The 9,592-nt window shown below is 61.7% G+C and carries 8 protein-coding genes; 3 read left to right on the forward strand and 5 right to left on the reverse strand.

Annotated elements, in window-relative coordinates; translation table 11 throughout:
* Nucleotides 1-42: 42 nt before the first annotated feature.
* The gene (rhaS, locus tag NMG70_RS10950) at nt 43-1,038 is read right to left on the reverse strand and encodes a rhamnose ABC transporter substrate-binding protein (protein WP_254024484.1); all 996 of its coding nucleotides are present in this window, start codon (nt 1,036-1,038) and stop codon (nt 43-45) included.
* A gap of 46 nt (nt 1,039-1,084) precedes the next feature.
* A complete protein-coding gene (locus NMG70_RS10955) occupies nt 1,085-1,894 on the reverse strand; it encodes a DeoR/GlpR family DNA-binding transcription regulator (RefSeq protein WP_254024485.1) in 810 nt (269 codons plus the stop codon).
* A gap of 215 nt (nt 1,895-2,109) precedes the next feature.
* On the opposite strand from NMG70_RS10955, the gene NMG70_RS10960 reads away from it, so the two are divergent.
* From NMG70_RS10960 to ggt, 3 genes are all read left to right on the forward strand, one after another.
* Complete coding sequence (locus NMG70_RS10960; protein WP_254024486.1) at nt 2,110-4,212, forward strand: bifunctional rhamnulose-1-phosphate aldolase/short-chain dehydrogenase; 2,103 nt, start codon at nt 2,110-2,112, stop codon at nt 4,210-4,212.
* Nucleotides 4,213-4,380: 168 nt separating this feature from the next.
* The gene (gene rhaI / locus NMG70_RS10965) at nt 4,381-5,673 is read left to right on the forward strand and encodes an L-rhamnose catabolism isomerase (protein ID WP_254024487.1); all 1,293 of its coding nucleotides are present in this window, start codon (nt 4,381-4,383) and stop codon (nt 5,671-5,673) included.
* 318 nt (nt 5,674-5,991) lie between these two features.
* The gene (ggt, locus tag NMG70_RS10970) at nt 5,992-7,725 is read left to right on the forward strand and encodes a gamma-glutamyltransferase (protein ID WP_254024488.1); all 1,734 of its coding nucleotides are present in this window, start codon (nt 5,992-5,994) and stop codon (nt 7,723-7,725) included.
* Nucleotides 7,726-7,750: 25 nt separating this feature from the next.
* Here ggt and NMG70_RS10975 read toward each other — a convergent pair whose 3' ends face one another.
* The 3 genes from NMG70_RS10975 to NMG70_RS10985 all read right to left on the reverse strand — a co-directional run.
* Nucleotides 7,751-8,095, reverse strand: coding sequence for a hypothetical protein (locus NMG70_RS10975; protein WP_254024489.1), 345 nt, complete (start codon nt 8,093-8,095; stop codon nt 7,751-7,753).
* A gap of 794 nt (nt 8,096-8,889) precedes the next feature.
* Nucleotides 8,890-9,330 (reverse strand): hypothetical protein, encoded by a 441-nt coding sequence (locus tag NMG70_RS10980; RefSeq protein ID WP_254024490.1) that lies wholly within the window; start codon nt 9,328-9,330, stop codon nt 8,890-8,892.
* 68 nt (nt 9,331-9,398) lie between these two features.
* On the reverse strand, nt 9,399-9,592 hold a 194-nt coding region (locus NMG70_RS10985; protein ID WP_254024491.1), incomplete at its 5' end, for a hypothetical protein.

The raw sequence follows: 9,592 nt of genomic DNA on the forward strand, positions 1-9,592 counted from the left end.
GGGAACCTGAGCCCCGCCGCGCCGGCTTGAAGCGCTCCAGGATCAATAGATCTTGGAGAACTCTTCGATGTTCGACTTGTCGAACTTGAAGGGCGGAGCCATCGCCGCCGAATTGGTGTCGTCGAGCGTGACCTTGCCGACACGGCCGATCGACAGCGTCGCACCCGGCTTGGCTTCTTCCTTCTTCACCGCCAGATCATGAGCGAGGTAGACGGCCGAGTAGCCGAGATCGATCGGGTTCCACAGGGCAACCGCCTGGCTGGCGCCGTTGTCGATGAACTTTTTGAACTCCGACGGCAGCGCCAGACCGGTGACGTTGACCTTGCCGATCAGGCCTTGGTCGGTCACCACCTGCGCGGCGGCGACGACGCCGACCGTGGTCGGTGCGATGATCGCCTTGAGGTTCGGATAGGATTTTAGCAGGCCCTTGGCCTCGTCCGTGCTCTTGGCCGAATCGTCGTCGCCATAGACGGTGGCGACGAGATTGATCTTGGGGAATTTCTCCGGCAGCACCTTCTTGGCCGCTTCGATCCAGGCATTCTGGTTGGTCGCGGTCGACGATGCCGACAGTATGGCGACATCGCCGCCTTCCGGCAGATAGTCGGCGGCAAGCTTGATGATGGTCTCGCCGATCAGGTTGGTGTCCGAGGGGTTGAGGTGGAGCTGGCGGCCTTCCGGAGCGACGCCGGAATCCCACGAGATGACGGTGATGCCGCGATCCATCGCCTTCTTCAGCGCCGGAACCAGCGCGTCGGCGTCATTGGCCGAAATGGCGATGGCGTCGACTTTTTGGGCGATCAGCGAATTGATCACCTCGATCTGCGCTTCGGCGGTCGCCTTGGTCGGGCCGGTGTAGATGATGTCGACGTCGCCGAGTTCCTTGGCGGCCTCTTCTGCGCCCTTGTTGGCGGCATCGAAGAAGCCGTTGCCGAGCGACTTCACCACCAGCGCGATCTTGACGTTCTCGGCATAGGCGGCATTCACGAACATGGCGGCGGAGAACACCGCCGTAACCATCAATTTCTTCAGAAAGCTCATCGAATATCCTCCCTTGAGCGTTGCATTCCATCGCCGCTGCGAACCCTCAGGCCTGCAGCGAAGATTCTTCCCTATTGACTGCCGTTGTGCGGGCGACGACCAGCGTCACACCGGCGGCCTCCAACATCTTGGCCTCGCGATCCTCGATGCCGTCGTCGGTGATGACCGTGGCGATGCGCGACAGGCCGCACAGGATCAGGCTCGAGCGTTTGCGGAACTTCGACGAATCGACCAGCACCACCAGCTCGTCGGCCTGATCGATCAGTTTCTGCTCGGCCTGGATCAGCAGCGGATCGCCTTCCATCAGGCCGAGCGGCCCGAGCCCTTGCGCGCCCATGAACATGCGGCGCGCATAGAAATTGCGCGTCACGTCATTGTCGAACGGCGACAGGATGATGTTCTGCTCGCGGTAGATGGTGCCGCCCGACAGCATCACCGTGTTCTTGGAGTGCTTGAGCAGATGCTCGGCGATCGGGAAGGAGTTGGTGAAGATCGGCATGCGGCGGCCGGTCAGGAAATGCACCATCTGGAAGGTGGTGGTGCCGCCATTGATGATGATCGGCTCGCCGTCCTTGCACAGTTCCACGGCGTCCCGCGCGATCGCCCGCTTCTGCGCAGCGTTGATCGTCTCGTTGACGGAAAAAGGCCGCCCGGCAAGGCCGATGAATTGCGGCGGGGTGATCGCCTCGGCGCCGCCACGCACGCGGCGCAGGCGCTTTTGCACATGCAATGCGGCGATGTCGCGCCGGATCGTCGCCTCGGACGAGTCCGTCAGGTCGACCATCTCCTGCACCGTCACCACAGGCTTTTCCTGGACGGCCGACAAAATGATCCTGTGGCGCTCTTTTTCGTGCATGGTTCCTCCCCTGCCAGCACATCTAGGCACTCAAAACGCGCAGTGTCAATCATTTCCGATCATATCATTCCGTTGTGCAGTGCAATATGATCAATCTTGATCGTTTATGATTGACAATGCCGCCGCTTCCGTGGACATTCGACCGAAGCTGACCCGCTATGCGGTCGCAATTGACCGCGCCGTTTTGCGCGTCTCACGTCACGGGAGGATTACCTATGCTCGACAAGCGATCCGGCACGCGCCTCGCCAACCTTTGGGATGAGGCTAAAGCCCTGGGGATGAGCGATCCGGAACGTCTCGTCTATCGCTCGAATGTTCTCGGCTCCGACAAGCGCGTCACCAACTATGGCGGCGGCAACACCTCTTCCAAGATCTGGCAAAAGGATCCGCTCACCGGCGAGAGCGTGGAAGTGCTGTGGGTCAAGGGCTCGGGCGGCGACAGCGCCTCGATTAAAACAGACGGTTTCGCCACCCTCTACATGGACAAGTTGCGCGCGCTGAAGGGTCTCTATCGCGGCCTCGAGCATGAGGACGAGATGGTCGCCTATCTGCCGCATTGCACCTTCAATCTTAACCCACGCGCGGCCTCGATCGACACGCCGCTGCACGCCTTCGTGCCGAAGCCGCATGTCGACCACATGCATCCCGACGCCATCATCGCGATTGCCGCCGCCAAGGATTCGCAGGCCCTGACCAGGGAGATCTTCGGCGACGCGATCGGCTGGCTGCCATGGAAGCGCCCGGGCTTCGAGCTCGGCCTGTGGCTGGAAAAATTCTGCTCCGAAAACCCTGAGGCCAAGGGCGTGGTGCTGGCGAGCCATGGCCTGTTCACCTGGGGCGACAGCCCTCGGGAATGCTACGAGACGACGATCTCGGTGATCAACCAGGCGATCGACTGGTTCGAGCGCAAGTCTGAAGGCAAGCCGATTTTCGGCGGCGAAGTTGTAAAATCGCTCGACGCACCGGCGCGTCGCGCCATTGCGGCAAGACTGATGCCGAGGATCCGCGGCCTGATCTCGGAGAAAAGCCACAAGCTCGGCCATTTCGACGATTCGCCCGCAGTGCTTGAATTCGTTAATTCGAAGGATTTGCGCCCGCTCGCGGCGCTCGGCACCTCCTGCCCGGATCATTTCCTGCGCACCAAGATTCGGCCGCTGGTCATCGAATTCGATCCCAAAAATCCCGATGTCGACGCCGTCATCACCCGCCTCGCCGACGATTTGGCCGAGTATCGCGTTGGCTACCAGGCCTATTATGACAGGTGCAAGCATGCGGATTCGCCGCCGGTGCGTGATCCGAACGCCGTGGTCTATCTGATGCCCGGCGTCGGCATGTTCACCTTCGCCGGCGACAAGGCGACGGCGCGCATTTCGGGCGAATTCTACGTCAATGCCATCAATGTCATGCGCGGCGCCTCGACAGTGTCGACCTATGTCGGCCTGCCCGAGCAGGAAGCGTTCGACATCGAATACTGGCTGCTCGAGGAGGCAAAGCTGCAGCGCCTGCCAAAGCCGAAATCGCTTGCCGGCCAGATCGCGCTGGTCACCGGCGGCGCCGGCGGCATCGGCCGGGCGACGGCCAACCGGTTGCTGCGCGAGGGCGCCTGCGTCGTGCTGGCCGATATCGACGAGACAGCCCTTGCCAGCGCCAATGACGAGTTGGCCAAGGCCTATGGCAAGGATTTCGTGCGGCCGGTGGTGATCGACGTCACGTCAGAGGACCAGGTGATCTCCGGTTTCGCCGAAACGGCGGTCGAGTTCGGCGGCATTGATGTTCTGGTGTCAAATGCCGGGCTGGCAACCTCGTCGCCGATCGAGGAGACGACACTGGCGCTATGGAACAAGAACATGGACATCTTGTCGACCGGCTATTTCCTCGCTTCGCGCGAAGCATTCCGGCTGTTCCGCACGCAAAAGATCGGCGGCAATGTCGTCTTCGTCGCCTCCAAGAACGGGCTTGCCGCCTCCCCCAATGCCGCCGCCTATTGCACCGCCAAGGCCGCCGAAATTCATCTGGCGCGCTGCCTGGCGCTGGAAGGCGCGGAAGCGCAGATCAGGGTCAATGTCGTCAATCCCGACGCTGTGCTGCGCGGCTCGAAGATCTGGACCGGCGAGTGGAAGGAACAGCGCGCCGCCGCCTACAAGATGTCGACTGACGACCTCGAGGAGCACTACCGCGCACGCTCGATGCTGAAGCGCTCGGTATTCCCCGAAGACATCGCCGAGGCGATCTATTTCTTCGCCTCCGACATGTCGGCCAAGTCGACCGGCAACATCGTCAATGTCGACGCCGGCAACGCCCAGAGTTTTACGCGATAATAGTTTGAAGGCGGCGCTGCCCCTCACCCTTACCCTCTCCCCGCAAGGAACGGGGAGAGGGGGTCGCCAATGCCGGAGCGCTTCCCTTCTCCCCGTCTCTATACGGGGAGAAGGTGCCGGCAGGCGGATGAGGGGCAGCGCCAACCGAACGCATTGGGAGGAAACGCAGTGTCCGAAACCATCATCTCCGCCGACATCGTCGACAAGGACAACGCCGCGCGCGCGGCCGAGCTCAAGCGCGATTACGATGCGCTCGGCGAACGCCTCGACCGCCGCAGCATCGCCATCGACGCCATCCGCGACAAGGTCGAAAAATTCGCCGTGGCGATCCCGTCCTGGGGCGTCGGCACCGGCGGCACCCGCTTTGCCCGCTTCCCCGGCGCCGGCGAGCCACGCGATATTTTCGACAAGATCGAGGATTGCGCCGTCATCCGGCAATTGACGCAGGCCACACCCACCGTCTCGCTGCACATTCCGTGGGACAAGGCCGACCCGAACCATCTGAAACAGGCGGCATCGCGCTTCGGCCTCGGCTTCGACGCCATGAACTCCAACACCTTCTCCGACGCCAGCGATCAAAAACTGTCCTACAAGTTCGGCTCGCTGTCGCATGCCGACGCCGGCACCCGCCGGCAGGCCGTCGAGCACAATCTCGAATGTATCGAGATCGGCAAGACGCTCGGCTCCAAGGCACTGACGGTATGGATCGGCGACGGCTCGAATTTCCCCGGCCAGGTCAATTTCGCCAAGGCGTTCGAGCGCTATCTCGACGCGATGAAGGAGATCTACGCCGGACTGCCTGACGACTGGAAACTGTTCACCGAGCACAAGATGTACGAGCCGGCTTTCTATTCGACGGTCGTGCAGGACTGGGGCACCAACTACATCATCGCCAAGGAGCTCGGCGACAAGGCCTTCTGCCTGGTCGACCTCGGCCATCACGCGCCCAACGTCAACATCGAGATGATCGTGTCGCGGCTGATCCAATTCAAGAAGCTCGGCGGCTTCCATTTCAACGATTCGAAATATGGCGACGACGATCTCGACGCCGGCTCGATCGATCCCTACCGGCTGTTCCTCGTCTTCAACGAACTGGTCGATGCCGAGCTTGCCGGTGCCGAAGGTTTCGATCCGGCTCACATGCTCGACCAGAGCCACAATGTCACCGACCCGATCGAAAGCCTGATGTTGTCGGCGGTCGAGGTGCAGCGCGCCTATGCGCAGGCGCTGCTGGTCGATCGCCAGACACTGGAAGGCTTCCAGGATACAAATGACGCGCTGATGGCGACGCAGACACTGAAAGCCGCCTATCGCACCGATGTCGAGCCGATCCTCGCCATGGCGCGGCTGAACACGGGCGGCGCCATCGATCCGGTCGCCACCTATCGCGCCGCCGGCTACCGGACCAAGGTCGCGGCGGAACGGCCGGCAGTTGCTGGTGGCGGCGGCGGGATTGTTTGATGCCGGCCTGAAACGAAAAACCCGCCACGGCGGGTCGCGGCGCATCAGCACCATAAGTAAATCAATAGCATAACTGCCGGCACAAAGCAAGAACAAACGGCTGAAGCGTGAAGCATAGGGCTTGCTGTCAACGCGGCGACGCTGAGCGGTCACGGCATGGACCCTAGGATCCATGCCGTTGCATCAGCCGAAGATCGCAACGGCGGCTTGCGAAGCGGCCGGTGATGGCTGCACCAATCCCTTTCCGTTCTATTGCCATGGACTCGCCCCCTCCAACAGTTTCTTCTAGGCGCATCCCACGCCTCGGAGGAAACGGCCATGCACCGCCGCACCCTAATCGCACTCAGTCTTTCCCTCACCTTGACCTTTGCGCCGCTGGCCGGCGCATTGGCCGCCTCGCCGCAGCCGGCGAAGGGCGAGCATGGCATGGTGGTGACCGCCCAGCATCTGTCGTCTGAAGTCGGCGTCGAGGTGCTGAAGAAGGGCGGCAACGCCGTCGACGCCGCGGTCGCCGTCGGTTACGCGCTGGCTGTGGTCTATCCGAACGCCGGCAATATCGGCGGTGGCGGCTTCATGACCATCCGCTTCAAGGACGGCCGCTCGACGTTCCTCGATTTCCGCGAGCGCGCGCCGCTCGCCTCGACGAAAACCATGTATCTCGACAAGGATGGCAAGCCGGTGAAAGGCGCCAGCCTCGACGGCTATCTCGCTGTCGGGGTGCCGGGCTCGGTGGCCGGCTTCGAGACGGCGAGGGAAAAATACGGCACACTGACGCGGCAGGACTTGATGGCGCCGGCCATCCGCTATGCCAAGGACGGGTTCGTGCTGGAGCAGGGCGACGTCGCTTCGCTCGAAGGCGGCGCCGAGCGGCTGGCCAGGAACCCGGCCGCGGCCGCCATCTTCCTGAAGCCTGACGGCAAGCCCTATGCCGTCGGCGAGCGCCTTGTCCAGGCCGATCTCGCCGCCTCGCTCTCGGCGATTTCGGAACGAGGTCGCGATGCCTTCTACAAAGGACCGATCGCCGACGGCATCGTCAAGGCGAGCGGGGAGAAGGGCGGCATTCTGGCCAAGGCGGACTTCGAGACCTACGCGGTCCGCGAGCTAAAACCGGTGACCTGCAACTACCGGGGCTATGAAATCACCTCATCGCCGCCGCCGAGTTCGGGCGGCGTCATCATTTGCGAGATCCTCAACGTGCTGGAAGGTTACCCGCTGTCCTATCTCGGTGCGGGTTCTGCTGAAACCGTCCGGATCATGGTCGAGGCGATGCGCCATGCCTATGTCGACCGCAATTCGGCGCTCGGCGATCCCGACTTCGTCGACAATCCGGTCGAAAAGCTGCTCGACAAGAACTATGCGAAAGAAATCCGCGAAAAAATCGATCCGTTCCGGGCCGGCGTGTCGCAGGATCTGATGCCGAAGGGTTTTGGCGAGAGCCAGGAGACGACGCATTATTCGATCGTCGACAATGACGGCAACGCCGTCGCGGTGACCTATACGTTGAACGGTTCGTTCGGCGCCGCCGTCGTCGCCGACGGCACCGGCATCCTGCTCAACAACGAGATGGACGATTTCACCCAGAAACCGGGCGTGCCCAATCTCTACGGCCTCGTCCAGGGCGAGGCGAATGCGATCGAGCCGAGGAAGACGCCGCTGTCGTCGATGAGTCCGACCATCGTCGCCAAAGACGGCAAGCCGTTCATGGTCATCGGCAGCCCCGGCGGCTCGCGCATCATCACCATCACGCTTGAAGCGATCGTCAATGTCGTCGATCACGGCATGAACATCCAGGAGGCGATCGACGCGCCGCGCATCCATCACCAATGGCTCCCCGACACGGTCTATATCGAACCGTTCGGCCTGTCGCCCGATACCGAAAAACTGCTTGCCGGCTTGGGCTACCGCCTCGATGTCACCGATGCGACCTGGGGCCAGGCGGCCGGCATCCTGGTCGGCGGCAAGAGCCTGACCGAGATCGAAAAGGGCGGCGGCGCCCGCTACAATGGCGCCATCGACAGCCGCGCCGCATCCGGCGAGGCGATCGGATATTAAGCATCACCTGAATATCGGCAGACCGTCAGATCACCAGCGTTATAGTCGACGCAATCAGCATCACCGCCGCGATGCCGACGAACAAGGCATAGATACGCGGCCGATCGAGCAGGAGCGCATTTCCCGATATCCAAGCCGCGGTGGCGCCGCCAAGCGCGTACAGGAAGCCGTTGCGGTGCCCCAGGGCCAAGGTTGCGGCCATCAAGCCACCAATGATGAGAGCGCCGAAAACGATGATCACGGCGACCGCGTATTTCTCGAAATCGTTGCTGCCCACAGCCGGACCCATCACGTTCAACGTCGTCAGGTCGTCCGGGTCGAAGGGGTTGGCCGACCCATATTCGTCTTGACCGACAGGCTCGCGCATCATTCATTCTCCTTGAAGCGGCAACAAATCATCAAGCCTTCCCGAGCGCAACCGGATCGCGACACGTTCAATGCGATCGGCACGGTCTTCAACACTTTCTGGCCGCGGCTTGCTACCGTCTTTTTGGATTTAATGCATGTCGCGCAAAAGTGTGCAGCGGTTTTGCGATAACGACATGCAAAAAAACAACAACCTGAAGCGCGTCGCCTGGTCAAACGCGACGCGCTTCAGGTCGGATCGCGCGGCCGTTCCAGGCGATCTGTCGCACTGGAATCGCCAGTCGGGGCGTTTTGACCTGAAAAGTCCGCGGCTCTGGAGGCGGATACGAACCGCTGCCCCTGGTTTCGGCCTGACCGCGCGTGACTTGCCAGTGGCGAAGATTCGGCCAGTGGCGAAGATTCGGCCAGTGGCGAAGATTGGGTCGGCGGCGAAGATTGGGTCGGCAGTGAAGAGTGGCCGGCGCCACTTTGGGGGGGGGCGTTGGGGTAGGTTGCCTGATGGGCGCCGGCCAGGCGGAAATCAGGTCCGCCGCAAGCAAACATAACAGGCATGGCGAGATTTGGCAGTGGTGTGATCGCGGAAGATGGTTCGCGCTTTCCCTGTGCGGTGTCCCATTATCGGTCAAAACGGTCTGGCACCTGAATTGCATCGTAAGCAATGCCGGGCAACGGCCCGGAAGTTGTTCCAGAAAATGGGCTCGCCGCTTCGCAAATGGAGCGGCGGGCCTTTTTTTGGCTAGAGCATTGGAGCAAAAGCGGGGCCCGTTGTGGCAGCGTTTCGCAGCACGCCTGGATTTCTTAGGCTGCGGGAGCCGGCGGCAGCTCGAACAGTTTGGCGCCATTCTCCTGGCCCCGCTCGATATAGCCGATTACCCGGAACCATTTTGCGACGTCCGGTCTATGGAGCCAACTGCGCGAGTGAATGGGGAGGTTGCCGGCGAGCGCCTGGATGTGGCGAATGTGCCGCTTGCAGAAGCGAACGGTCGCGGCGCTGAAGAAATCTTCCTGCGCGGCGAACAGCGTATCAGCAGCGTCGCTATTCTCGTGCCAGGCGATAAGCGCTACGGTTTTTTCACCCTGCACGAGCGCATGAGCACGGCCTTCTTTCAAGTTCATCATCAGATTGTCGTAGGCGATCTTGCTGTCCTTGCCGGCCGCGACGTACTCGTCCGATATCCGCTTGGACAGATCACGGAAAACATTTTCCAGATCTCCAATCGTTGCTGCGCGTGCTCTCATTTCGCCTCCTGGAGCCCCAGCGGGCAGTTTGCCCTAAGGATAGGGGATCACCAAGCAAATCAAATCCGTCATTCGCCCAATGCGAGCAAACAGTTTCGCCAATGTGCCGGCGATGCCAGGCGCGGGGAATGATTGGAGGTCGCCGAGAACGCTACGCAACACGCCGCAAAGACGGCGACCTGAATTCCTCCAACCGATTTCAGCCAAGCGGGCGTCATGCGCAATTTGCTGAAATTGCTATGCCCTTCCCGAGAGATGGGTG

This window comes from Mesorhizobium ventifaucium, assembly GCF_935822925.1.
GTDB lineage: Bacteria > Pseudomonadota > Alphaproteobacteria > Rhizobiales > Rhizobiaceae > Mesorhizobium > Mesorhizobium ventifaucium.

Excerpts from the sequence above, each read along its gene's own strand:
- rhaS (WP_254024484.1), bottom strand. The coding sequence starts at position 1,038 with ATGAGCTTTCTGAAGAAATTGATGGTTACGGCGGTGTTCTCCGCCGCC.
- NMG70_RS10955 (WP_254024485.1), bottom strand. The coding sequence starts at position 1,894 with ATGCACGAAAAAGAGCGCCACAGGATCATTTTGTCGGCCGTCCAGGAA.
- NMG70_RS10960 (WP_254024486.1), top strand. The coding sequence starts at position 2,110 with ATGCTCGACAAGCGATCCGGCACGCGCCTCGCCAACCTTTGGGATGAG.
- ggt (WP_254024488.1), top strand. The coding sequence starts at position 5,992 with ATGCACCGCCGCACCCTAATCGCACTCAGTCTTTCCCTCACCTTGACC.
- NMG70_RS10975 (WP_254024489.1), bottom strand. The coding sequence starts at position 8,095 with ATGATGCGCGAGCCTGTCGGTCAAGACGAATATGGGTCGGCCAACCCC.
- NMG70_RS10980 (WP_254024490.1), bottom strand. The coding sequence starts at position 9,330 with ATGAGAGCACGCGCAGCAACGATTGGAGATCTGGAAAATGTTTTCCGT.